21 protein-coding genes are annotated in these 22,677 nt (G+C 72.4%); 11 read left to right on the top strand and 10 right to left on the bottom strand.

Going from position 1 to position 22,677, the window contains the following annotated elements; translation table 11 throughout:
* Positions 1-157: 157 nt before the first annotated feature.
* Positions 158-991 carry a polysaccharide deacetylase family protein gene (locus ACZ7FF_RS06220; protein WP_470809919.1) on the top strand — a complete coding sequence of 278 codons (834 nt, stop codon included), beginning with the start codon at positions 158-160 and terminating at the stop codon, positions 989-991.
* 37 nt (positions 992-1,028) lie between these two features.
* On the opposite strand, the gene ACZ7FF_RS06215 is transcribed toward ACZ7FF_RS06220, so the two are convergent.
* The gene (locus ACZ7FF_RS06215) at positions 1,029-1,691 is read right to left on the bottom strand and encodes a class F sortase (RefSeq protein WP_470809917.1); all 663 of its coding nucleotides are present in this window, start codon (positions 1,689-1,691) and stop codon (positions 1,029-1,031) included.
* A gap of 335 nt (positions 1,692-2,026) precedes the next feature.
* On the opposite strand from ACZ7FF_RS06215, the gene ACZ7FF_RS06210 reads away from it, so the two are divergent.
* Entirely contained in the window at positions 2,027-3,190 is a 1,164-nt protein-coding gene (locus ACZ7FF_RS06210; protein ID WP_470809916.1) for a hypothetical protein, read from the top strand.
* 88 nt (positions 3,191-3,278) lie between these two features.
* Here ACZ7FF_RS06210 and ACZ7FF_RS06205 read toward each other — a convergent pair whose 3' ends face one another.
* Together ACZ7FF_RS06205 and ACZ7FF_RS06200 are read right to left on the bottom strand one after the other, a co-directional pair.
* A complete protein-coding gene (locus tag ACZ7FF_RS06205) occupies positions 3,279-4,043 on the bottom strand; it encodes a bestrophin-like domain (protein WP_470809915.1) in 765 nt (254 codons plus the stop codon).
* A 31-nt stretch (positions 4,044-4,074) separates the two neighbouring features.
* Positions 4,075-4,203 carry a hypothetical protein gene (locus ACZ7FF_RS06200; protein ID WP_470809914.1) on the bottom strand — a complete coding sequence of 43 codons (129 nt, stop codon included), beginning with the start codon at positions 4,201-4,203 and terminating at the stop codon, positions 4,075-4,077.
* A 799-nt stretch (positions 4,204-5,002) separates the two neighbouring features.
* On the opposite strand from ACZ7FF_RS06200, the gene ACZ7FF_RS06195 reads away from it, so the two are divergent.
* The 3 genes from ACZ7FF_RS06195 (at position 5,003) to ACZ7FF_RS06185 (ending at position 9,171) form a co-directional block, all read left to right on the top strand.
* Complete coding sequence (locus ACZ7FF_RS06195) at positions 5,003-5,959, top strand: SCO0930 family lipoprotein (RefSeq protein WP_470809912.1); 957 nt, start codon at positions 5,003-5,005, stop codon at positions 5,957-5,959.
* Positions 5,960-6,217: 258 nt separating this feature from the next.
* Positions 6,218-7,030: an SAM-dependent methyltransferase gene (locus ACZ7FF_RS06190; RefSeq protein WP_470809911.1), complete on the top strand. Its 813-nt coding sequence runs from the start codon at positions 6,218-6,220 to the stop codon at positions 7,028-7,030.
* Positions 7,027-9,171: a putative bifunctional diguanylate cyclase/phosphodiesterase gene (locus ACZ7FF_RS06185; protein ID WP_470809910.1), complete on the top strand. Its 2,145-nt coding sequence runs from the start codon at positions 7,027-7,029 to the stop codon at positions 9,169-9,171. Before ACZ7FF_RS06190 ends, ACZ7FF_RS06185 begins: the two co-directional genes overlap by 4 nt.
* Positions 9,172-9,238: 67 nt before the next feature.
* Here ACZ7FF_RS06185 and ACZ7FF_RS06180 read toward each other — a convergent pair whose 3' ends face one another.
* The 3 genes from ACZ7FF_RS06180 to ACZ7FF_RS06170 are packed head-to-tail and all read right to left on the bottom strand — an operon-like array spanning position 9,239 to position 12,406.
* Entirely contained in the window at positions 9,239-10,960 is a 1,722-nt protein-coding gene (locus ACZ7FF_RS06180; RefSeq protein ID WP_470809909.1) for an MFS transporter, read from the bottom strand.
* 49 nt (positions 10,961-11,009) lie between these two features.
* Positions 11,010-11,468: a MarR family winged helix-turn-helix transcriptional regulator gene (locus tag ACZ7FF_RS06175; protein ID WP_470809908.1), complete on the bottom strand. Its 459-nt coding sequence runs from the start codon at positions 11,466-11,468 to the stop codon at positions 11,010-11,012.
* Between the two features lie 53 nt (positions 11,469-11,521).
* Positions 11,522-12,406 (bottom strand): LysR family transcriptional regulator, encoded by an 885-nt coding sequence (locus ACZ7FF_RS06170; protein WP_470809906.1) that lies wholly within the window; start codon positions 12,404-12,406, stop codon positions 11,522-11,524.
* A 120-nt stretch (positions 12,407-12,526) separates the two neighbouring features.
* Between ACZ7FF_RS06170 and ACZ7FF_RS06165 the strand changes: the two genes are divergently transcribed.
* The 5 genes from ACZ7FF_RS06165 to ACZ7FF_RS06145 all read left to right on the top strand — a co-directional run bounded on the left by ACZ7FF_RS06165 (position 12,527) and on the right by ACZ7FF_RS06145 (position 17,907).
* Positions 12,527-13,198, top strand: coding sequence for a succinate dehydrogenase (locus ACZ7FF_RS06165; RefSeq protein ID WP_470810579.1), 672 nt, complete (start codon positions 12,527-12,529; stop codon positions 13,196-13,198).
* A gap of 1 nt (position 13,199) precedes the next feature.
* Positions 13,200-15,149: a fumarate reductase/succinate dehydrogenase flavoprotein subunit gene (locus ACZ7FF_RS06160; RefSeq protein WP_470809905.1), complete on the top strand. Its 1,950-nt coding sequence runs from the start codon at positions 13,200-13,202 to the stop codon at positions 15,147-15,149.
* Complete coding sequence (locus tag ACZ7FF_RS06155; RefSeq protein ID WP_470809903.1) at positions 15,146-15,895, top strand: succinate dehydrogenase/fumarate reductase iron-sulfur subunit; 750 nt, start codon at positions 15,146-15,148, stop codon at positions 15,893-15,895. The genes ACZ7FF_RS06160 and ACZ7FF_RS06155 overlap by 4 nt, the downstream gene beginning before the upstream one ends.
* A 363-nt stretch (positions 15,896-16,258) precedes the next feature.
* Positions 16,259-17,029, top strand: a complete 771-nt coding sequence (locus ACZ7FF_RS06150; protein WP_470809901.1) for a GNAT family N-acetyltransferase — start codon at positions 16,259-16,261, stop codon at positions 17,027-17,029.
* Positions 17,029-17,907, top strand: coding sequence for a lysophospholipid acyltransferase family protein (locus tag ACZ7FF_RS06145; protein WP_470809898.1), 879 nt, complete (start codon positions 17,029-17,031; stop codon positions 17,905-17,907). The genes ACZ7FF_RS06150 and ACZ7FF_RS06145 overlap by 1 nt, the downstream gene beginning before the upstream one ends.
* A gap of 100 nt (positions 17,908-18,007) precedes the next feature.
* On the opposite strand, the gene ACZ7FF_RS06140 is transcribed toward ACZ7FF_RS06145, so the two are convergent.
* The 3 genes from ACZ7FF_RS06140 to ACZ7FF_RS06130 form a co-directional block, all read right to left on the bottom strand.
* Entirely contained in the window at positions 18,008-20,338 is a 2,331-nt protein-coding gene (locus ACZ7FF_RS06140; protein ID WP_470809896.1) for an ATP-binding cassette domain-containing protein, read from the bottom strand.
* Positions 20,339-20,367: 29 nt separating this feature from the next.
* Positions 20,368-20,562, bottom strand: coding sequence for an antitoxin (locus tag ACZ7FF_RS06135; RefSeq protein ID WP_470809895.1), 195 nt, complete (start codon positions 20,560-20,562; stop codon positions 20,368-20,370).
* A 72-nt stretch (positions 20,563-20,634) separates the two neighbouring features.
* Complete coding sequence (locus ACZ7FF_RS06130; protein WP_470809893.1) at positions 20,635-21,642, bottom strand: LLM class flavin-dependent oxidoreductase; 1,008 nt, start codon at positions 21,640-21,642, stop codon at positions 20,635-20,637.
* A 118-nt stretch (positions 21,643-21,760) separates the two neighbouring features.
* Between ACZ7FF_RS06130 and ACZ7FF_RS06125 the strand changes: the two genes are divergently transcribed.
* Positions 21,761-22,252 (top strand): phosphatase domain-containing protein, encoded by a 492-nt coding sequence (locus ACZ7FF_RS06125; RefSeq protein ID WP_470809892.1) that lies wholly within the window; start codon positions 21,761-21,763, stop codon positions 22,250-22,252.
* A gap of 12 nt (positions 22,253-22,264) precedes the next feature.
* Here the strand turns inward: ACZ7FF_RS06125 and ACZ7FF_RS06120 are convergent, their stop codons facing one another.
* Positions 22,265-22,480, bottom strand: coding sequence for a dodecin (locus ACZ7FF_RS06120; protein ID WP_470809890.1), 216 nt, complete (start codon positions 22,478-22,480; stop codon positions 22,265-22,267).
* Positions 22,481-22,677: the final 197 nt, after the last annotated feature.

Here is a 22,677-nt window from a genome sequence, read left to right as displayed (position 1 = left end):
GTGTCCGTTGTCCGCTCATCATGTGCGGTGTGAATGACTACCAGAAGGGCCCGGCGGGTTCCACTCCGGGCCCGGTGCTGCTCCGACCGGGTGGTTCCCGACCGCCGCACCGGTGGCGTTGTGGTGCGCCGGACTCCGGTGGGGCGACTGATGAGTCATGCAGAAGGATCAGTTGTTCACGCGCCGCCGGATGCTTCTCGCCGGAGCCGCCGCCCTGGGAGCCGCGGGCACGGCCGGAGTGATCGTGGCGGGCAGCGAAGAGGAGACCGCACCCACCGCCGTTCCCGTCCCCGGCCCGCAGGCCCGCCAGGCGCTCAAGTCCTCCGCCTTCCGGCTCCAGCCGCTCACGGGATACGGCCCGCCACAGACGGCGCCGCGCAAGCTGAAGGTGCGCACCGAGCCCATCCTGCAGATCTCCGGACGCGGCCGGCACATGATGCTGACCTTCGACGACGGGCCCAATCCCGAGTACACCCCGCACATCCTGGACACCCTCGCCAAGTACGACGTGCGGGCGATGTTCTTCGTGTGCGGCGAGTGCGTCGCCGTCAACAAGGGCCTGGTGGCCCGGATGGCTGACGAGGGCCACGTCGTCGGGAACCACACCTGGACGCACCCGCTGCTCACCACCCTCAGCCGCAAGGAGATCCGCTCCGAGATGGTGCGCACCAGCGACATCATCGAGGAGACCTACGGCGAGCGTCCGCAGTGGTTCCGTGCCCCCTACGGCGCCTGGAACCGGGCCACGTTCCAGCTGGGCGCGGAGATGGGCATGGAGCCCATGGCCTGGACCGTCGACACCACCGACTGGGAGACGCCCGGCACCGGCACCATCATCGACCGGGTGGAGAGCGGCGCCGCCCCCGGTGTGGTCGTGCTCTCGCACGACGCCGGGGGCGACCGTTCGCAGACCGTGCACGCCATCCGTGAGTGGCTGCCCTATCTGCTCGACAACGGCTACCACCTCACCGTGCCGAGCAGACGCGTGTGATGACCCGTCAGGCGCTCGCCCGCCCGGCCGCGGTGGTTCAGCCGACCGTGACCAGGCGGGCGAAGACGACGACGTTCCCGTCGTAGCCGTTCTGCTTCGAGAAACCGCCGCCGCAGGTGATCACCCGGAGTTCCGGTGTCCCCTTCGAGCCGTAGACGCGGTCGCCGGGAAAACTGGCCTTCGAGAACACCTCGACGCCGTAGACCTCGAACACCGCGGTCTTTCCGTCCTTTCGCAGGACGTCGATCTGGTTTCCCTTCTTCAGGGCCCCCAGGCCGTAGAACACGGCGGGGCCCTTCTTGTTGTCGACATGGCCGACGATGACCGCGGTGCCCTTTTCCCCGGGGGAGACCGCACCGGTGAACCAGCCCGCGAGATTGGGGTCGTCCGGTGGTGGTGCGCCGACCCAGCCGTTGGCGTCCAGGCCGACGGGGATGACCGGCGCGTCCACATGGATCACGGGGATCCGGACCCGGTCGGCCGCGGAGAAGGGCAGCGTGGCGGGTGCGGCCGCGGGAGTGCTCTGCGGGGCACGGGTGTCCGGGGCCGCGGCCGAGGCGGGTTGCGGTGGCCCGACGTCGAACTCTCCGGAACCATTGCGGATGAGCGCCAGACCGGTCAGCAGAACAAGCGCTATGACGCCCCAGGGCGCGCGCCTCCTCCGCCGTTCCGCCTCCTCGGCAAGCTCGGACGCAGACATTCGCCATCCCCTCTCGATACGGCCGTCGCCCCGTCCATCGCGCATGGGAAAACGCTAAGTCCCGCGCGTGCGACGGGCGACGGGGCAAGTGGCGAACGGGTGGCCCGTGGCCTTTTGGGTGCGCCATCCGAGTTGCCATTCCGAGGAATTTTCTGACGGGTCGTGACCTGGGACAATATCGGATTGTGTGGTTTTCGCTCGGTGTGTCGGATCACCAGGACGGACCATTCTCGACATGCGGGCGTGTTCCGCACGTCGGAGGGTCTGATCCGGGAGGCGCTTTCTCGCCGATCGACCCGGGGACGGGACCCGGGGTGCCTCCCGCGGAGGATCGCATGCGAAACCAACGTGCGCTGGGGGCCGCGTGCGCCGCGGCCGCCGTGCTCGGGCTCGCCGCCCCTGTTGCCGTCGCGGACGGCATGGGCAACGGGGGCGGCCCGTCCAACGGCAACGGGGTCATCACGGGATCGGGCACCGGAACTGCCGGTACGGGCACCGGGATCGCCGGCACGGGCACCGGCATCCCAGGTGTCGGCGGCGTCGGAGTCGGCGGCACCGGAGTCGGTGGTACCGGCGTCGGCGGCGTCGGCGGTACCGGCGGCACCGGTGGCAAGGGACTTGAAGGCGTCGGAGGGGTCGGAGGCGTCGGAGGTGTGGGCGGCGTCGGAGGTGTCGGCGGGGTCGGAGGTGTCGGTGGCATCGGCGGCGTCGGTGGCATCGGCGGCATCGGCCCGGGTGGACCGGGCGGCATCGGGCCCGGCAACGGCCTCGGCGGCTTCAACGGCATCGGGCCCGGCAACGGTCTCGGCGGCTTCAACGGCGGCGGGCCCGGCGGCTTCAACGGCACCGGCCACTTCGACGGCCACTTCAACGGAACCATCAACGGCAACGGCCGCATCAGCAGCAACGGCGGCCGCGGCGACAACTTCGGCAACGGCCTCGGCGGCGACTTCGGCGGCCGGGGTGACGGTACGGGCCTCGGCGGCGACTTCGGCGGCCTGGGCGACGGTACGGGCCTCGGCGGCGACTTCGGGGGGCCGGGCGGCTTCCCCGGTGACGGTCTCGGCACCGGCCTCGGCGGTGACTTCGGCGGCCTGGGCGGCGCCAACGTGCGCAACATCGTCGCCACGCCCAGCGTGATCCCGGCCGGTGCCCGGCTGACCGTCGCCGTCAGCGGCTGCCGGGGCGGCACGATGTCCTCGCGGGCCTTCCGCACCGTCCCGCTCACACCGTTCCGCGACAACATCTCGCGGGGCGTCGCTTTCATCGACCGCGACGCCCGGCCCGGACGGTACGACATCACCGTCCGCTGCAACGGCCGTACGCTGACCCGCCCGGCGGCCTTCACCGTGCTCGGCGGTGTCCAGGGCGGCATCGGCGGCAGCAGGATCAGCGGCGCCACGACCACCGACATGGCCATCGGCGGCGCCCTGGTGGGCGCCGCCCTGATCGGCGGCGGCGCCTACTGGCTGCGCCGCCGGCACGAGAAGCGCGTCTGAGGAGACGTCAGGAGCGGACCTCGCACCACGGCAGGCCTTCGCCCGGTCCCGCACGGGAACCGGGCGAAGGTCCGCGGAAGACCGCTCGTCATCCCGCGACGGTCGGGAAGAGGTTCAGGAACGGCTCCGCGGTCACCGCGATCCCCCGGCTGTACGGGGCGTCGAAGTCCCAGATCAGGAACAGCATGAAGGCGATGGTCGCGGAGAAGAGCCCGGCCAGGACCAGTTCTCGTCTGGTGCGCCGGATCTGCAGCGCGAACACCATGCCCACCGTGACCACCGCCCCGGTGAGCAGCCCCCACCACACCACCGGCGGCATGGTCGCCCCCGTGGAGTCGGCGCGGTCGTTGCGCGCCTTGTCGGCGGCGGCCATCTGGTCCAGCAGCGGCTGGTACGCCTGCGCCTCGAAGTCGTTCTTCGGCCGGTAGTCGGTGACGTCCTGACGGACCTTCTGCAGCAGCGCCGTTCCTCGGTCGGTCATGCGCCCCTGATGGGACATCGTGCGCCACTCGGAGTGCACCACGTAGCCGACATAGGCGTCGATGTCCTTACGGATCCCGTCGCGCACGTCCGGCGGATAGACCCGGACCCGTTCCGAGATCTCGTGCAGCGCCTGCGCCTCGGACTGCACGTAGTCCTGCGCGGAGCTGTGGGCCTCCCACACGCCCGCGATGGCCAGGCCCAGGACGATGGCGTACACGACGCCGATCCACATCGTCATGTACTCGATGACGTCCGGGGTCTCGCTGGGGTCCTCGTCCTCGGGCGCCCGCCTGTGCCGCACGAGGGTGACGATCACCACCACGGCACAGGCCCCCAGCATCGCGAGGACGAGAACAAGCCAATCCGACAACGGATACCTCCAGGGATGAGCCGCCGGCGCGTCAGCGCGGGCGCAGGGCCGCGACGGCGACGATCGCGGGAACGGCGATGAGCAGGACGTAGGTGACGGGCGCGGTGTGCCCGGGCGCGGGGCGGGCGGGGGGATGCGGGTGGTACGCCGGGTAGCTCACCGGGGTCACGGCCGGCCGCGGGGTGGGCTTCGGCCTCGGTCTCGGCTTCGGCTTCGGAGGCACGGGCCGGGCCGCCGGCGGCGGTGGGGTGGGCGTCGGCCGGGGCGGCGGGGGAGCCGGGGCGGGCGGTCTGGGCCTGGGCGTCGGCCGCGGAGCGGGCTTCGGCTTCGGCGGGGGAGGCGGCTTCGGCGGCGGGGTCGGCGTGGGCGTGGGCGTGGGTGTCGGCGTCGGCGTGGGCGGGCACGGGGGCGGAGGCGGCGGGAAACAGGGCGGTGGGACGGGCCGGTGGGGGCCGTCGCCGGGGGCCTCCGCCGACGGCCGCAGGCCTGCGCCTACGCCGGCGTAGGCCCCCGTCGCACCGCCGGCGTAGGCCACCGCCACCGAGCCGTCCGGGCCCGTCGAGGCGTACGCGCAGGCGTCCGCCGACGCGCTGCCGACCGGGCAGCCCACCATGGTCCAGGTCAGCGCCAGCAGGGCCAACGCCCTTGTGGCGGGCGCGCATCGGGTCACTTGGGGTCCATGCACGCCAAGATCATGGGGCGCCCGGCACCGCAATGGGTCCGAAGTGCACGGGTATTGGCACGAAGGAGGGATACAAACCGATCAGTGGTTTGACGATCCGAAGAGCCCGAAATAGCGGAATCGGTACGCCCGTACGACTCCCCCGGCGCGGGCGCCGCAGGGGATGCCGAAAGAAAATCCCGTCCCCGTTGAACGCTCCACCCCCCGCGCCGCGTACCCATGGCCGTGCGGCGGCACAGCAGACGCTGCAAATCCAGGCGATAATGGGGAGTTGACAATGAGGACCTCCTGGCGGACCGCCTCACTGGTGGCCACGGCCGCCGCGGTGCTGGCACTGACGACGGCGTGCGGTCAGGACAACGCCGCTCCCGCTTCCTCGGCCCAGAACGTCGGGGCCACGGCCGCGGCCGGCGACTACGGCACCCCGGGCAGCGGGACGGCGGCCGGCAACGGCTACGGCGCCGACGGCAGCCAGAGTTCCGCCTCCCCCGCGCCGGCCGTCCCCGCCGGCAAGCTGACCGTGGCGGCCAACGCCAACCTGGGCAAGCTGGTGACCGACGGCGCGGGTCTGACCCTCTACCGGTTCGACGACGACACGGCCGACCCGCCCAAGTCCAACTGCGACGGCAAGTGCGCCACCACCTGGCCCCCGGTGCCCGCCAACGACGCCACGGCCGGCGCCGGCATCGACAAGTCGCTGCTGGGCGAGGTCACCCGGGCCGACGGCACCAAGCAGCTCACCATCGGCGGCTGGCCCGCCTACCGCTACGCCAAGGACACGAACCCCGGCGACGTCAACGGCCAGAACGTGGGCGCCAAGTGGTTCGCGCTGGCACCCAACGGCAAGAAGGCCTCGCTGGCCGCCCTGCCCGGTCTGTCCGTCCGCAAGGACCCCAAGCTGGGCGACATCGTCGTCGACAAGAACGGCATGACGGTCTACCGCTTCCTGAAGGACCAGGCCTGGCCGAAGTCGGTCTCCAACTGCACCGGCGCCTGCCTGGAGAAGTGGCCCGCGGTCGCCCCCGTCAACGCCGCCGACACCCAGGGCGTCAAGAAGAAGGGCCTGATGGGCTTCACCCGTCCCGACGGAACGAAGCAGATGACCGTCAACTGCTGGCCCGTCTACACCTTCTCCGGGGACAGCGCCCCCGGTGACACCAACGGTCAGGGCGTGGGCGGCACCTGGTACGCCGTCTCGCCCGACGGCAAGCCGGTCGGCGCGCCGGGCAAGTAGATCACCTCCCCAGGGTCGATCGCCCCGCCCGCCCGGCACGCGACCGCAGGTCCGCCCCCTCCGCACCGCACGGAGGGGGCGGACTTTCTTGTGTGCGGGGAGCCGGTTACGGAGCGGGGTCGCACGGGCACTTGCCGCAGGCAGTGACCGGGAACGGACGGTCAATTTCCGGTTCGGGTCGCTCCTTTGGCGGGCGATCAGTAGCCTCAGCTCGAACACCGGATCGCCTACGCCTCACGTCCACGCCTGGAGAGTTACATGGAGCGTCCCGCCTGGGCCCCACGGAGCATCGACATCTCGGTGCCGAGCGTCTCGCGGATCTACGACTACTACCTGGGCGGTTCGCACAACTTCGAGGTCGACCGGGAGGCCGCCCGCAAGGCCATGGAGTTCATGCCCGGGCTGCCCAAGATCATGCAGGCCAACCGGGCGTTCATGCGCAGGGCCGTGCGGTTCGCGGCCGGGGAGGGCATCACCCAGTTCCTGGACATCGGCTCCGGCATCCCGACGTTCGGGAACGTGCACGAGGCGGCCCGGAGCGCCGTACCCGGCGCCCACGTCGTCTACGTCGACCACGACCCCGTGGCCGTCGCCCACAGCCAGGCCGTGCTGGCCGGCGACGACACCGCGGACGTGGTCGCCGCGGATCTGCGCAAGCCGCAGGACATCCTCGCCAGCCCCCAGGTGGAGCGGCTGATCGACCTGAATCGGCCAGTGGCCCTCCTTCTCATTGCCATACTGCACTTCGTGGAAGACGCGGACGACCCCTACGGAGCGGTGGCCGAGCTGCGCGAGGCACTCGCGCCCGGCAGCCTGCTGATCCTCACCCATGCCTCGTACGAGGGAATCCCGCTGCCCGCCGAGCGGGCCGAGGGCGCGGTGGACGTATACAAGGACATTCGCAACCCGCTGATCATGCGCTCGCGCGAGGAGATCGCGCGGTTCTTCGAGGGGTACGACATGGTGGAACCCGGACTGGTGCCGATGCCGCGCTGGCGCCCGGACTCGGCGCCGGAGGACGAGGATCCGTACGCCTTCTCCGGGTTCGCCGGCGTGGGGCGTACCGCGTGAGCGCGGAGCCGGACGGGCCGGAGGACAGACTGCGCCGGCTGACGACGATCTGGAGCCGGGCGGTCTTCCCGGTGACGTCGACGTCGCTCACCCGTGTCGAGTTCGAGGAACAACTCAGCCCGCTCGCACGCCGGTTGAGTGAGCTGCTGCGTGCCCGCAGCTTCGACGCGGACGGGGCGAGGGCGGTCGGCGCCGCCCTCGTCGGGGCGCACTGCACCGACCCCGAGGCGCTCTCCCGCACGCTGGACTGCGTCGACGCGTATCTGGTGCTCTACTGCGGCGCGGACGGCCCCCAGGACGAACTGCGCATGCGTTCCTCGCGGTTGCAGCACGCCATGGCCGCGGGTTACGCGCAGGCGCTGCGCGAGCGCACCCTCGCCGAGCAGGAGGCCATCGCCCAGGCCGCGTTGCTGGCGCAGGGCGTGGTGGCACAGGCGCTGCACACCAGCGAGGCGCGCTTCCGCGCCGTCTTCGAGGGCGCCGCGATAGGGATCGGCATCGCCGACCTCGACGGCCACGTCCTGCAGGTGAACGCGGCCCTGCTGCGCATGTTCGGGCTCACCGACCAGTCGCTGCGCGGTCGCCGGGTGCAGGACTGGACCCACCCGGAGGACGCCCCCCAGACCTGGAAGCTCTACGACGAACTCGTCAGCGGCAAGCGGGAGCACTACCACCTGGAGAAGGCGTTCAACCGCACCGACGGCACGGTGCTGTGGACCAACCTGACCGTCTCCCTGCTGCGTGACGCCGACGGCAGCCCGCAGTACCAGCTCGCGCTCATGGAGGACACCACCGAGCGGCGCCTGCTCAACCTCCGGCTGCGCTACGAGGCCACCCACGACGCGCTCACCGGCCTGCCCAACCGCACGCTGTTCTTCGAGCGCCTCGAAAAGGTCCTCAACGCCGGCGAAGGCCAGCGCTTCGGCCTGTGCTACCTCGACCTGGACGGTTTCAAGACCATCAACGACAGCCTCGGCCACGCGGCCGGCGACCGGCTGCTGGTGGAGGTCGCCGACCGGCTGCAGTCCTGCGCCACGGCGCCCGGCGAGATGGTGGCCCGGCTCGGCGGCGACGAGTTCGTGGCCCTGACCACCGGCCCCGGCACCGAGCGCAAGGTGGACGAACTTGCCGAGCGCATCATGAACGCGCTGGTCACCCCGGTCAGCCTCGACGGCCGTGATCTCCTGGTGCGCGGCAGCCTCGGGATCGTGGAGGGTCCGGCGGGCGAACGCACGGCCGCCGAAGTGCTGCGCAGCGCGGACATCACCATGTACCGGGCCAAGTCGGCGGGCGGCAACCGCTCCGAACTCGCCGACCCCGAGGCCGACGCGCGCGCCATCACCCGCCACGGCCTCACCACGGCGCTGCCGACGGCCCTGGAGCGCGGCGAGTTCTTCATCGAGTACCAGCCGCTCGTCCACCTCGGCGACGGCAGCGTGCGCGGCGCCGAGGCGCTGGTGCGCTGGCTGCACCCGCAGCACGGTGTCCTCGGCCCCGACCGGTTCATCCCGCTGGCCGAGCACACGGGTCTCATCGTCCCGCTCGGCCGCTGGGTCCTGGAGGAGTCGATCCGGCAGGCCCGCGAGTGGCGAGAACGCTACGGCGCGGAGACGGCCGCCGGGCCGCTGCGCATCAACGTCAACCTGTCGCCGTGCCAGCTCAGCCATCCCGGGCTGGTCCAGGACACGGTCGACATCCTCGAACGCGCCGGGGTCGCGCCGGACGCCCTGTGCCTGGAGGTCACCGAGTCCGCGCTCATCGGCGCCGACGACGACCTGCTCAAGCCCCTGCGCCGACTGGCCGAGATGGGCGTGGACATCGCCCTCGACGACTTCGGCACCGGCTACTCGAACCTGGCGAACCTGCGCCGGCTGCCGGTGCGCATCCTCAAACTGGACCGCTCCTTCACCCAGGGCATGCAGCAGTTCCCCGCCGACCCGGTGGACCTGAAGATCGTCGAAGGGATCGTCTCGCTCGCCCACAGCCTGGACCTCGCGGTCACCGTCGAGGGCGTCGAAACCGGCGCCCAGGCGGAGCAGTTGCGGATACTGGGCTGCGACACGGCCCAGGGCTGGTACTACGCCAGGCCGGGGCCGCCGGAGCGGCTCCACGACCTGGCGCTGGTCGACGCGACGGGCTGATGCCGCGCGGCGCGGGATGGCTGACAACGCACCGTGGGCCAGGCCGACCTGATCCGAACGACAGGCCCTAGGCGGCGCCCGCGCGCAGCTCCGTCAGTGTGTCCCGGGTCAGCGGCCGCGGGTCGTGGTCGGGGTCCACGAGGACGACCGTGCACTCGGCGCTGCGGGTGAGCGCCGTGGTGAAGCTGCCGTCGGCGAACTGGGCCGGGGCTCCGAGGGGTGAGCGGCCGACGGCGACCGCCCGCGCCCGGACGTGCGCCGCGTGCCGGGCGAGCACCCGGCCGGCCGCCGCGTGGTCGCCGACGCTGTCGAGGACCTGTCCGGTGGCGGCGACGCCGTGCCCGGCGAGCCGGTCGAGGTGCGTGGTGACGGCGCGCCGCGCCCGGTCCGCGGACTCGGTCTCCGCCGCCTGCTCCTCGACCACGGCGGTCTGCCGGACGTGGACGACCTCCAGCGGGCTGCCCGTCTCACGGGCGAGCCGGGCGGCCGCGTCCACGATGACGGCGGCCCGGTCGTGGTCGCCGACGGCCACGATGACGGGGGCCCCGCCGGGCGCGGCCTGAGCGGTGACCGGCGTGAGCGTGGGAGCGACCTGCTCGCCCTCCTCCGTGCGCTGTTCGGCCTGCCGGAGCAGGCGGTGGCCGCTGGCGAGCACCGGGACGGCCACGACGAACGTGGCGGCACCGAGGTAGAAGGGCACGCTCAGATCGGTGGCGTCGGCGAGCTTCCCGGCGACATAGGGAGCGAGGCCGCCGCCGATGAAGCGCAGGAACCCGTACGCCGAGGAGGCCACCGGGCGCTCCACCGGTGAGACGAGCATGACGGCCTGGGTGGTCAGGGTGTTGTTGATGCCGATGAAGGCACCGCTGACGATGACGGCGACGACGACCACCGCGGGCGTCTTGACCCCGGCGGCGATGACGGCCATCACGATGCCGAGTCCGAGCAGGTTGGCGTAGAGCACGGGCGCGGTGCCGTACCGGGCCTGCAGGCGCGGGGCGAAGAACACGCTGAACGCGGCCACCAGCAGACCCCAGCCGGTGAAGACCAGTCCGAGCTGGTGGGCGCTCAGTTCCATGGGGTAGGGCGCGTACCCGAGCATGGTGAAGAAGCCCCAGTTGTACAGCAGGGCCATGATGCCCATGGTCAGCAGACCGCGGTGGCGCAGTGCCCTGAGCGGGGCGAGGGGGGAGGTGGGCCGGGCGGGCTTGGGCAGCGACGGCACGAAGGCCAGGGTCGCCACCAGGGCTATCGCCATGAGCACGGCCACGCCGAAGAAGGGCCCGCGCCAGCTGACGGCGCCCAACTCGCCGCCGAGCAGCGGCCCGACGGCGATGCCGAGGCCGAGGGCGGTCTCGTACAGGATGATCGCGCCGCCGAAGCCGCCGCTGGCGGAGGCCACGATGACGGCCAGGGAGGTGGCGATGAACAGCGCGTTGCCGAGTCCCCAGCCCGCGCGGAAGCCGACGATGCCGTTGATGGAGCCCGAGGAGCCGGCCAGCGCGGCGAAGACGACGATCACGGCCAGGCCGATGACGAGGGTGCGCTTGGCGCCGAAGCGGCTGGAGAACCAGCCGACGATCAGCATGGCCACGGCGGTGACGATCAGATAGCTGCTGAACAGCAGGGAGACCTGGCTGGGCGTGGCGTGCAGGCTCTGGGCCAGGGCGGGCAGGATCGGGTCGACCAGACCGATGCCCATGAACGAGATCACGCAGGCGAACGCGACGGCCCAGACGGCCTTCGGCTGCTTGAAGGGGCTGGCTTCCCTTCCGTGCGGAGCACTCATGTGCGGTTCTCTTCCGGAGAGTTGACGGGGGAGATCACGGGGGCGGATGTCAGTCGCGGGCCGCGCGGTCCTGGATCGCGCGGGCGAGGGCGGGCAGGGCGATCCCCACCGCGCGCCGTTCCGGCTCGGTCAGTTCCTCGACGAGCAGCTGGAGGGCGTGGGAGCGCTCGGCGCGGCGCTGCCGGAAGACCTCCATGCCGGTGTCGGTGGCCTCGACCAGGACGCCCCGGCCGTCGCGGCTGTCGGCGGTGCGCCGTACCAGCCCGGCCCGCTCCAGGCGGGTCACGAGCTGGGTCATGTTGGGCTGGGAGGCGCCCTCGACCCGGGCCAGATCGGTCAGCCGGTGCGGGCCCTCGCGGCCCAGGCGGCCGATCGCCGACGAGGCGGCCGTGCTGAGGCCGCCGGCCGTGGCGTGTCTGCGGACATGGCGCACCAGCAGCTCGACCGCGGTCATCAGGTCCTCCGGGGCGGGCTCGGCCGCCCCGGCTTCCACAACCCGCTTATGCATAACCGCATCATGCATATAGGTGTAGCTTGAAACAAGATGCCGGGGGCTACCGTTCAGCGTTCGAGGAGCATCCTCTGCAACTCCCTCGCCGCGCGCGGCGGGGCGACGTCGCTGCGGTGGGCCAGCGCGATCGTGCGGTGGAGACCGGGCCGGGCCAGCGGGGTCACCCGCAGCCCGCGCCCCGACCGGGTCGCGACCATCCGCGGCACCACGGCCACGCCCAGCCCCGCCCGCACGAACCCGAGCACGGCGTCCATCTCGCCCCCCTCCACCGCGAAGTCCGGCTCGAAGCCCTCCGCGCGGCAGGCCGCGACGGTCAGCTCCCGCAGGTCGTAGCCGTGCCGGAACATCACGAGCCGCTCGCCCTCCAGATCGGCGATGCGTACCACCCGCCCGCCCCGCCCCGGCGCCGGTGCCTCCGGCGAGGACACCACCACCAGGTCCTCCCGCAACAGCTCCACCGTGGTCAGCGCGGGCGACGGGGTCGGCAGCGGCAGCACCACCAGGGCCAGGTCCAGCGCCCCCCGGGCCAGCTCCCGCACCAGGTCGTGCGAGCCCCCCTCCTCGATCAGCAGCCGGATGCCGGGGTAGCGGTCGTGGAAGGCGCGCAGCACGTCCGGCAGCAGCCCCGTGCACAGGCTCGGGGTCGCCCCGAGCCGCACCCGGCCGCTCCGCAGCTGCACCAGCTCCTGCACCTCGTACCGGGCCGTGTCCGCGTCCGCGAGGATCCGCCGGGCCAGCGGCAGCAGGGCCTCGCCCGCGTCGGTGAGCGTGATGTTCCCCCGGGCGCGCAGGAAAAGGTCCGCGCCCAGCTCCCGCTCCAGCGCCTTGATCTGCTGGGACAGGGACGGCTGCGCGACGTGGACCAGCTCGGCGGCCCGGGTGAAGTGCCGGGTCTCGGCGACGGCCACGAAGTACTGGAGCTGATGGAACTGCATCCAGCGAGCATAGCTCCAGGCTATGGAAACGAGCCGGACCATGTCTTGGACCGATCAGGTCGTGCGGCCCTAGCGTGCTGTGCCATGGCACTGGTAACGCGGACGGACCGACGGCCGTCGATGGCGCGCACGATGTGGGACTCCTCCGTCGGCAAGAAGACCGTGATGGCCGTCAGCGGCCTGATCATGCTGCTCTACCTGGTGGCGCACATGATCGGGAACCTGAAGATCTACTTCGGGGCGGGCGAGTTCAACCACTACGCCCACTGGCTGCGCACCGTCGGCGAGCCCTTCATGCACTACGAGTGGACGCTCTGGCTCATCCGGATCGTCCTCGTCGTCGCCGTGGTCGCCCACGCCACCTCCGCCTACCAGCTCAGCCGCCGCGACATCAAGGCACGGCCCAGCAGGTACGTGCACACGAGGCCCCGGGCGAGCTACGCCACCCGCACCATGCGCTGGGGCGGCGTCATCCTCGGCCTGTTCGTCGTCTGGCACCTCCTGGACCTGACCACCGGCACCGTGCACCCGGGCCACTTCCAGCCCGGACACCCGTACCAGAACGTCGTCGCCGACTTCTCCCACTGGTACAGCAACGTCATCTACATCGTCGCGATGCTCGCGCTCGGCCTGCACATCCGGCACGGCTTCTGGAGCGCCGCCCAGACCCTCGGCGTCGGCAGCCGCGCCCGCGACCGCGCCCTGAAGACCGTCGCCGACGTCCTCGCGCTGCTGCTCACGGCCGGCTTCGTCGCCGTACCCGTGGGCGTCATGACCGGAGTGGTGAGCTGACATGACCGAGTACGTGCACTACACGACCGGCGAACCCGTCGCCGACACCAAGGCCCCCGCCGGCCCGATCCACGAGCGCTGGGACACCCGCCGCTTCGAGGCCAAGCTGGTCAACCCCGCCAACCGGCGCAAGCACACGATCATCGTCGTCGGCACCGGGCTCGCCGGCGGCTCCGCGGGCGCCACCCTGGCCGAACAGGGCTACCACGTCGTCCAGTTCTGTTACCAGGACTCCCCGCGCCGCGCCCACTCCATCGCCGCTCAGGGCGGCATCAACGCCGCGAAGAACTACCGCAACGACGGCGACTCGGTCCACCGGCTGTTCTACGACACCGTCAAGGGCGGCGACTTCCGCTCCCGCGAGTCCAACGTGCACCGCCTGGCCCAGATCTCGGTGGAGATCATCGACCAGTGCGTGGCCCAGGGCGTGCCCTTCGCCCGCGAGTACGGCGGCCTGCTCGACACCCGCTCCTTCGGCGGTGTCCAGGTCTCCCGCACCTTCTACGCCCGCGGCCAGACGGGCCAGCAGCTGCTCCTCGGCGCCTACCAGGCGCTGTCCCGGCAGATCGCCGCCGGGAACGTGGAGATGCACCCGCGCACCGAGATGCTGGACCTGGTCGTCGTGGACGGCCGGGCCCGCGGCATCGTGGCCCGCGACCTGATCACGGGCAGGATCGACACGTACTTCGCCGACGCGGTGGTCCTCGCCTCCGGCGGCTACGGCAACGCCTTCTACCTGTCGACCAACGCCATGAACTCCAACGCGACCGCGATCTGGCGGGCGCACCGGCGCGGCGCGTACTTCGCCAACCCCTGCTTCACCCAGATCCACCCGACCTGCATCCCGCGCACCGGCGACCACCAGTCCAAGCTGACGCTGATGAGCGAGTCGCTGCGCAACGACGGCCGCATCTGGGTGCCGAAGGCCAAGGGCGACGACCGCCCGCCGAACCGGATCCCCGAGGACGAGCGCGACTACTACCTGGAGCGCATCTACCCCTCCTTCGGCAACCTGGTCCCGCGCGACATCGCCTCCCGCGCCGCGAAGAACGTCTGCGACGAGGGCAGGGGAGTGGGCCCCGGCGGCCAGGGCGTCTACCTGGACTTCGCCGACGCGATCCAGCGCATGGGCCGCACGGCCGTGGAGGCGAGGTACGGCAACCTCTTCGACATGTACCAGCGGATCACCGACGAGGATCCGTACGAGGTGCCGATGCGCATCTACCCGGCCGTGCACTACACGATGGGCGGACTGTGGGTCGACTACGACCTGCAGACCACCGTCCCGGGCCTGTTCGCGATCGGCGAGGCCAACTTCTCCGACCACGGCGCCAACCGCCTCGGCGCCTCCGCGCTGATGCAGGGACTGGCCGACGGCTACTTCGTGCTCCCGGCCACGGTCAACGACTACCTGGCCCGCAACCCGCACCAGGAGCCGGTGACCCCCGAACACCCCGTCGTCCGTGAGGTGCTCGCGGAGACCGAGGACCGGCTGAACCTGCTGCTGGCGGTCGACGGCGACCGCACCCCGGACTCCTTCCACCGCGAACTCGGCGAACTGATGTGGGAGTTCTGCGGCATGGCCCGCACCGACGCCGGCCTGCGCAAGGCCCTGGAACGGATCCCGCAGATCCGCGAGGAGTTCTGGCGGCGCATCAAGGTCCCCGGCACCGGCGAGGAGTTCAACCAGTCGCTGGAGAAGGCCAACCGCATCGTCGACTACCTCGAACTCGCCGAGCTGATGTGCCTCGACGCGCTGCACCGCGCCGAGTCCTGCGGCGGCCACTTCCGCGAGGAGTCCCAGACCCCCGACGGCGAGGCGGCCCGCCGGGACGACGAGTTCGGCTACGCGGCGGCCTGGCAGTTCACCGGCACGGGCACCCCCCCCGTCCTGCACAAGGAAGACCTGGTCTTCGAGTACGTCCACCCCACCCAGCGGAGCTACGCATGAAGCTCACCCTGCGCGTCTGGCGGCAGAAGAACGCCGACGCCGACGGCGCCATGTCCACCTACGAGGTGGACGGCATCTCGCCCGACATGTCCTTCCTGGAGATGCTGGACATCCTCAACGAACGGCTCATCCTGTCCGGCGAGGAACCCGTCGCCTTCGACCACGACTGCCGCGAGGGCATCTGCGGCGCCTGTTCCCTCGTGATCAACGGCGACGCGCACGGCCCCGAGCGGACCACCTCCTGCCAGCTGCACATGCGGTCGTTCCAGGACGGCGACACGATCGACGTCGAGCCGTGGCGGGCCGCCGCCTTCCCGGTGGTCAAGGATCTCGTCGTCGACCGGTCGGCCTTCGACCGGATCATCCAGGCCGGCGGCTACGTCACCGCGCCCACCGGTTCCGCCCCCGAGGCCCATGCCACGGCGGTGCCGAAGGCGGACGCCGACTTCGCCTTCGAGCACGCGGAGTGCATCGGCTGCGGGGCCTGCGTGGCCGCCTGCCCCAACGGGGCGGCGATGCTGTTCACCTCCGCCAAGGTCAACCACCTGAACGTGCTGCCGCAGGGCGCGCCCGAGCGGGAGACCCGGGTGCTGGACATGGTGGCGCAGATGGACGCCGAGGGCTTCGGCGGCTGCACCCTCACCGGGGAGTGCGCGACCGCCTGCCCCAAGGGGATCCCGCTGATGTCCATCACGAGCATGAACAAGGAGTGGCTGAGGGCCGCCCGGAAGGCCGGCAGGCGGTAGCACCGAGCGTTCGCCGCGAACGGCGGGCGGGCGGGGCCGGGGAGTGGTGCTCACCCGGCCCCGTCTGGTTTCCGCGCCCGCGGTAGGCTGCGCACATGATCATCCCGGGGCGCGTCCCCGATCCCCGGGAGGCCCCGCGGCCGCTCCCCGGGTGCGTGGCCGAGGGCGGCTGAGCGGCGCGGACACCCACGCGGCCGAGGGCACCACCGGCGGCCCCGACCCCGGCGTTCAACATCCCCACATCCGCTCTCCTGGCACAGGTCACGCGACGGCCAACCGGCATCGGAAGAACAGGAACGGCGGGCCGTACGTCACCGGCCCACCGCCGCCGTCGCCGAACCGGCCCGTGACCAGGAGAGAGCCATGACCGGCGTTTCCACCCTCGATCGTCCCCCGCAGCCCGCGGCACCCACCCGCTACACCGTCACCCTCGCCCGGGACGAGGACGACGTGCGTGCCGCGCAGCGGCTGCGGCACGACGTCTTCGCCGGGGAGATGGGTGCCCTGCTGGCCACCCCGCAGCCGGGCCTCGACGTCGACGCCTTCGACGCGTACTGCGACCACCTGCTCGTCCGCGACACCGTGACCGGGCAGGTCGTGGGCACCTATCGGCTGCTGCCGCCCGAGCGGGCCGCGGTCGCCGGCCGGCTCTACTCGGAGGGCGAGTTCGAGCTGGGCGCGCTGGACGCGATCCGGCCCGGGCTGGTCGAGGTCGGCCGCTCCTGCGTGCACCCCGACCACCGTGACGGCGCGGTCATCGGCCTGATCTGGGCCGGGATAGCCCGTTACATGGTCGACCGCGGCCACGAGTGGCTGGCCGGCTGCTGCTCGGTGCCGCTCGCCGACGGCGGCGTCGTCGCCACCGCCACCTGGGACCGGGTGCGCGCCAAGCACCTGGCGCCCGAGGAGTTCCGGGTACGGCCGCTGCTGCCCTGGTCCCCGAACGCCGAGGTCCCCGCCGGGCGCGGCGAGCTGCCGGCCCTGCTGCGCGGCTACCTTCGCCTCGGCGCCTGGGTGTGCGGGGAGCCCGCGCACGACCCGGACTTCGGCGTCGCCGACCTGTACGTGCTGCTGTCGATGCGCCGGGTCAACGCGCGCTACCTGCGGCACTTCCTCTCCCTCGTGCCGGCCTGATGAGCGTCTGGCTGCCCACGGCGCCCTGCACCCCGGGCGCCTGCGTGGAACCCGCCCGGGCCGCCGCGGCCGTACCCCGTGCCGTGCTCCGGCTGACCGCGGTGGTGGTCCTGGTGCTGGCCGGGATCGCGCTGTCCCCACTCGGCGGGAGGATCCCCGCCGAGTGGGTCAGGCGGTGGTGCCGGGCGGTCGTACGGGCCATAGGGGTACGGGTCCGTGTCACCGGGGCCGACGCGCCTGACGGTGGGCTGCTGCTGGTCGCCAACCACGTCTCGTGGCTGGACATCCCGCTGCTGACCGCCGTACGGCCCGCCCGGATGCTCGCCAAGACCGAGATCCGGCAGTGGCCGGTGGCGGGGGCGCTGGTCGCGCGCGGCGGCGCCCTGTTCATCGAGCGGGACCGGCTGCGCGCCCTGCCCGAGACGGTCGCCCGGATCGCGGGGGCGCTGCGGCAGGGCGCGGCCGTCGCCGCGTTCCCGGAGGGCAGCACCTGGTGCGGGCGCGCCCACGGCCGCTTCCACCGGGCCGTCTTCCAGGCCGCCCTGGACGCGGGCGTACCGGTGCAGCCGGTCCGGCTGCGCTACCGGCAGCAGGACGGCGGCAGCGGCACCCCGGCCGCGTTCGTCGGCGAGGACACCCTGCTCGCCTCGCTGTGGCGGGTGGCCCGCACGCGGGGCCTCACGGCCGAGGTCGAGGTGCGTCCGGTGATACCGCCGGGCGCCCACCCCGACCGCCGCGGCCTGGCCGAGGCGGCCCAGCCGGTCACCCCGGAGCCGGCCTGGACCCACACGGCCCTGGTCACCGGCCACCCCACCGCCGTGCGGGCGCTCCCGGCCGGCGGCCCGGCATCCCCCCGGGACATGACCCGCGCCGGCTAGGCCGCCACCCGGTTCCGCCTCCTGTGCCGGGCGGGACCGGGACGGGACCCACGCGGCGGAACCGGCCGACCGGGGGGCGAGGCAGGCGCCGGGCCGGCCGTCACGGCATGACCCGGGCGAGATACGGGGCCGTCGCGCTCGCCTCGGCCACGGCGACGCGGTCCGGGGGGCCGGCGGCCACGATCCGGCCGCCCCGGTCGCCGCCGCCCGGGCCCAGGTCGATCACCCAGTCGGCGCCGGCGACCACCGTCATGTCGTGCTCGACCACGACGACCGTGTGCCCGGCGTCGACCAGCCCGTGCAGCCGGTCCATCAGCACCTCGACGTCGGCCGGGTGCAGTCCGGTCGTCGGCTCGTCCAGCAGGTAGAGGGTGTGCCCCCGGCGGCCGCGCTGCAACTCGCTCGCCAGCTTGATGCGCTGCGCCTCCCCGCCGGACAGCTCGGTCGCCGGCTGGCCCAGACGCAGATAGCCGAGCCCCACGTCGAGCAGTGTGCCGAGGCTCCGGGCGACGGCCGGGGTGTCCGCGAAGAACTCCGCCGCGGCCTCCACCGTCAGATCGAGCACCTCCGCGATGTTCCGCCCCCGGTAGGCCACTTGCAGCGTCTCGGGGTTGTAGCGGGCGCCGCCGCAGTCCGGGCAGGGCGCGTACGTGCTCGGCAGGAACAGCAGCTCGACGCTGACGAACCCCTCGCCCTGGCAGGTCTCGCAGCGCCCCCCGGCGACGTTGAACGAGAACCGTCCCACCCCGTACCCACGGGCCCGCGCCTCGTCCGTCGCCGCGAACACCTTCCGTACGACGTCGAAGAGCCCGGTGTACGTCGCCAGGTTGGAGCGCGGGGTGCGCCCGATCGGCCTCTGGTCGACCCGCACCAGGCGGTCCACCCCCGCCACGTCCTCCGTCAGCTCGCCGATCAGCGTGGACTTCCCGGAGCCGGACACCCCGGTGACCGCGGTGAAAGCGCCGAGCGGGAACGCGGCCGTCACCTCGTGCAGGTTGTGCCGGGTCACCGGGCCGATCTCCAGCCAGCCGCGCGGTTCGCGGGCCGCGCCCGGCGGCCCGGGCGACTCGTCGAAGAGGAACACGGCCGTCGCCGAGCCCTCGGCCGACGCCAGTTCGTCCGGCGGCCCGCTGTACAGCACACGGCCGCCGTGCTCGCCCGCGCCGGGACCCACGTCCACCAGCCAGTCGGCGCCGCGCACCACATCCAGGTGGTGCTCCACCACGAACACCGAGTTGCCTGCCGTCTTCAGCCGGTCCAGCACGGTCAGCAGCGCCTCGGTGTCCGCGGGGTGCAGCCCGGCGGACGGCTCGTCCAGCACGTACACCACACCGAACAGCCCGGACCTCAACTGCGTGGCCAGCCGCAGCCGTTGCAGCTCGCCCGCCGAGAGGGTGGGGGTGGCCCGGTCGAGGCTGAGGTAGCCGAGGCCCAGCTCCACCACGGGTGCGATGCGGGCCCTGAGGTCCTCGGTGAGGACGCGCGCGGTCTCCGTGCCGCCCGCCGGCAGTCCGGCCAGGTCGGTCAGCGGCAGCGCGGCCAGCTCGGCGACGGTCCGGCCGTCGTAGGTCACCGCCAGCGACTCGGGCCGCAGCCGACTGCCCCCGCAGACCGGGCAGGGCGAACTGGCCAGAAAACGCTCCGCCTTGGCCCGCAGAGTGGGCGACCTGGTGTCGGAGAACGTCTTCAGCACATACCGGCGGGCGCTCATGTACGTGCCCTGGTAAGGCCGTTGGATACGGTCCGCGTCCCGCACCGGATGCACGGTGACGACCGGCTGCTCGTCCGTGAACAGGATCCACCGCCGCTGCTCGGCGGGCAGTTCGCGCCAGGGCCGGTCCACGTCGTGACCGAGCGCGTCGAGGATGTCCCGCAGGTTCTTGCCCTGCCAGGCGCCGGGCCAGGCGGCGACGGCACCTTCGCGGATCGACAGCGTGGGATCGGGGACCAGCAACTCCTCGGTCGTACCGTGCACCTGGCCGAGCCCGTGGCACTCCGGGCAGGCGCCGGCCGCCGTGTTCGGCGAGAACGCGTCCGAGTCCAGGCGCTCGGAGCCCGGCGGGTACTCCCCGGCGCGCGAGAACAGCATCCGCAGCGAGTTGGAGAGATTGGTGACCGTGCCCACCGAGGAGCGTGAGGTGGGCGCCGCGCGGCGCTGCTGCAGCGAGACGGCGGGCGGCAGCCCGGTGATCTCGCCGACCTTCGGCGCTCCGACCTGGTGGATCAGCCGGCGCGCGTACGGCGCTACCGACTCGAAGTACCGCCGCTGGGCCTCGGCGTAGATCGTGCCGAACGCCAGGGACGACTTCCCCGAGCCGGAGACGCCGGTGAAAACGGCCAGTACGTCGCGCGGGATGTCCACGTCGACGCCCTTGAGGTTGTGCTCACGGGCGCCGCGGACACGGACGTACGGGTCTCGGGGGCTGCGCATCGGGCGGCCACTCTATCCGCCCCCGTGCGCTAGGACTGCGGAGGGTTGCCCGGGTCGCGCCGGGTGCCGAACTCGTCCCTCATCTTGTCCTGGGCGGTGTCGACCTGCGACTGGTACTTGTTCCCGGTCCGCTGGTCGAGGTAGTCGCCACCCTTGTCGATGCCCTTGTCGGCCATGTCTTCGTGACCCTTGAGCATGCCCTTGATCTTGTCCATGAAGGACATGGGAGCCCTCCTCGTCGCTTGAGGCTTGCACTTCCAGGGTCTCCGGCCCGGAGCCCCTTCGCATCTCGAGCGTCAGGAGGCTGGTGCGAAGAGCCCGGCGAGCCGGCGGTAGGAGTCCAGCAGGCCCGCGCGGTCGTAGGTGCTGGTCGTGACCAGGACCTCCGCGGCCCCGGTCTCCTTCAGTACCGTCTCCAGCCCGTGGGCGACCTGCTCGGCGGTGCCGGCCAGGTGCCCCGCGAGCCCGGACTCGTAGAAGCCCCGTTCCCGCGCGCCCATCGCGCGGGACCCGACCGTCTCGGCCGGGGCGAGCGGCGGGAAGGTGCCGTGGGTGCGCGAGTACGCCATGGACCAGGCCTCCGGGACGAGGAGCCGCCGGGCCGCCTCCTCGGTGCCGGCGACCGCGACCGTCCCGGAGATCACGACGTACGGCTCGGCGGCCCAGGGGGAGGGGCGGAACAGGGAGCGGTACCGGTCGATGCCGCGCAGCATCCTCTCCCGGTCGCGCAGGTCCCCGATGACCATGGGCAGCCCGGCGCGGGCGGCGATCGTCGCGCCCTCGCCCGTCGCCAGCACGAACGGCGGCACCCTCAGGCCCTCCGAGGGGCGGGCGTGCACCCCGGTCGGCGAGGTTCCCGCGAACCAGTCCAGCAGCTCGCCGAGCTGGGCGGCGAAGTCCTCGGCGTCGCCCTTGTCCCGGCCGAGGGCCCTGCGCACCCCGTCGGTGAAGCCCACGGAACGCCCGAGGCCCATGTCGATCCGCCCGGGGAACAGCGACTCCAGCACCCCGAACTGCTCGGCGACGACCAGGGTCCGGTGGTTGGGCAGCATCACCCCGCCGGTGCCCACCCGGATCGTCCGGGTGGCCGCGGCGACCGCGGCGGCGAGCACGGTCGGCGCCGAACCGGCGACGCCCGGCACACCGTGGTGCTCGGAGACCCAGAACCGGTGGTAGCCGAGCGCCTCCGCCTCCCGGGCCAGCACGACGGTGTCCCGCAGCGCCTCGGCGGGCGGGTGCCCCTCCCGGGTGCGGGAGCGGTCGAGGACGGAGAACCTGGTCCGGGCGATCACTGTGCTGCTCACGCAGGGTTCAACGCCCGGGCGGCCCGGTGATTCCCGACGGCGCCGGGCGCCGGCGGGCGGTCACCGACTGCTCCGGGGAGGAGGCATGAGGCCACGGGCCACTGGCTAGGGTTCCGGTGTGACCGACAGCAGCGCACGGCCGATCGCCGTCTTCGACCTCGACAACACCCTGGCGGACACCGCCCACCGGCAGCACTTCCTCGAAGCGCGGCCGAAGAAGTGGGCGGCCTTCTTCGCGGCCGCGCCGCAGGACCCCCCGCTGGCCGAGGGCGTCGCGCTGGCCGTGGAGAGTGCCCGGACGTGCGAGGTCGTCTATCTCACCGGCCGCCCGGAGCGGTGCCGGCGGGACACGCTGGACTGGCTCGCGGCCCACGGGCTGCCCGAGGGGCGGCTGCACATGCGCGGCGACGCCGACCGCCGGCCCGCCCGGTTCACCAAGCTGGAGACCCTGCGCGGGCTCGCCCGGAACCGCGAGGTGCGGGTCCTCGTGGACGACGACGAGCTGGTGTGCGACGACGCGGAACGCGCCGGTTTCACCGTCGTGCGGGCCCGTTGGGCCGCACAGTCCGAGGCGCTCCGGGACGCCCAGGAACGGGAGGGCCGTACCTGACGCCGGGGCGGGTCAGTCCCCGTCCTCGATGCGGAAGCCCACCTTGATGCCCACCTGGTAGTGCTCGATCCGCCCGTTCTCGATCTGCCCGCGGACCTGGGTCACCTCGAACCAGTCCAGGTTGCGCAGCGTCTGGTCGGCGCGGGCGATGCCGTTGCGGATGGCCTGGTCGATGCCCTCGTGTGAGGTGCCGACGATCTCTGTGACCCGGTAGGTGTGGTTCGACATGAGGGGCTCCTTACCGCCGTGAGTCACGCCGTACTCCACCGTGCCGCATAGCCGCCCGTTCCGCACGGCGTCACCACCGAACTACTGACAGCACTTGACCAACGCATTGGTCCATACCAAAATCCAGCACACCCGTACGAGCACGCGTGCTCGTCCCCCCACCTCGGGTCCCCCACCCCTGTCCGCACCGCCCATGC

The organism is Streptomyces sp. NPDC037126 (genome assembly GCF_055605965.1).
The sequence above is the reverse complement of the archived record's forward strand: the minus strand, read 5'-3'. Positions and strand labels throughout refer to the sequence as shown.

Coding starts and splice junctions, on each gene's coding strand:
- ACZ7FF_RS06220 (WP_470809919.1), top strand. CDS start 158: ATGCAGAAGGATCAGTTGTTCACGCGCCGCCGGATGCTTCTCGCCGGA.
- ACZ7FF_RS06215 (WP_470809917.1), bottom strand. CDS start 1,691: ATGTCTGCGTCCGAGCTTGCCGAGGAGGCGGAACGGCGGAGGAGGCGC.
- ACZ7FF_RS06210 (WP_470809916.1), top strand. CDS start 2,027: ATGCGAAACCAACGTGCGCTGGGGGCCGCGTGCGCCGCGGCCGCCGTG.
- ACZ7FF_RS06195 (WP_470809912.1), top strand. CDS start 5,003: ATGAGGACCTCCTGGCGGACCGCCTCACTGGTGGCCACGGCCGCCGCG.
- ACZ7FF_RS06190 (WP_470809911.1), top strand. CDS start 6,218: ATGGAGCGTCCCGCCTGGGCCCCACGGAGCATCGACATCTCGGTGCCG.
- ACZ7FF_RS06180 (WP_470809909.1), bottom strand. CDS start 10,960: ATGAGTGCTCCGCACGGAAGGGAAGCCAGCCCCTTCAAGCAGCCGAAG.
- ACZ7FF_RS06175 (WP_470809908.1), bottom strand. CDS start 11,468: ATGCATAAGCGGGTTGTGGAAGCCGGGGCGGCCGAGCCCGCCCCGGAG.
- ACZ7FF_RS06170 (WP_470809906.1), bottom strand. CDS start 12,406: ATGCAGTTCCATCAGCTCCAGTACTTCGTGGCCGTCGCCGAGACCCGG.
- ACZ7FF_RS06165 (WP_470810579.1), top strand. CDS start 12,527: ATGGCGCGCACGATGTGGGACTCCTCCGTCGGCAAGAAGACCGTGATG.
- ACZ7FF_RS06160 (WP_470809905.1), top strand. CDS start 13,200: ATGACCGAGTACGTGCACTACACGACCGGCGAACCCGTCGCCGACACC.
- ACZ7FF_RS06155 (WP_470809903.1), top strand. CDS start 15,146: ATGAAGCTCACCCTGCGCGTCTGGCGGCAGAAGAACGCCGACGCCGAC.
- ACZ7FF_RS06150 (WP_470809901.1), top strand. CDS start 16,259: ATGACCGGCGTTTCCACCCTCGATCGTCCCCCGCAGCCCGCGGCACCC.
- ACZ7FF_RS06145 (WP_470809898.1), top strand. CDS start 17,029: ATGAGCGTCTGGCTGCCCACGGCGCCCTGCACCCCGGGCGCCTGCGTG.
- ACZ7FF_RS06140 (WP_470809896.1), bottom strand. CDS start 20,338: ATGCGCAGCCCCCGAGACCCGTACGTCCGTGTCCGCGGCGCCCGTGAG.
- ACZ7FF_RS06135 (WP_470809895.1), bottom strand. CDS start 20,562: ATGTCCTTCATGGACAAGATCAAGGGCATGCTCAAGGGTCACGAAGAC.
- ACZ7FF_RS06120 (WP_470809890.1), bottom strand. CDS start 22,480: ATGTCGAACCACACCTACCGGGTCACAGAGATCGTCGGCACCTCACAC.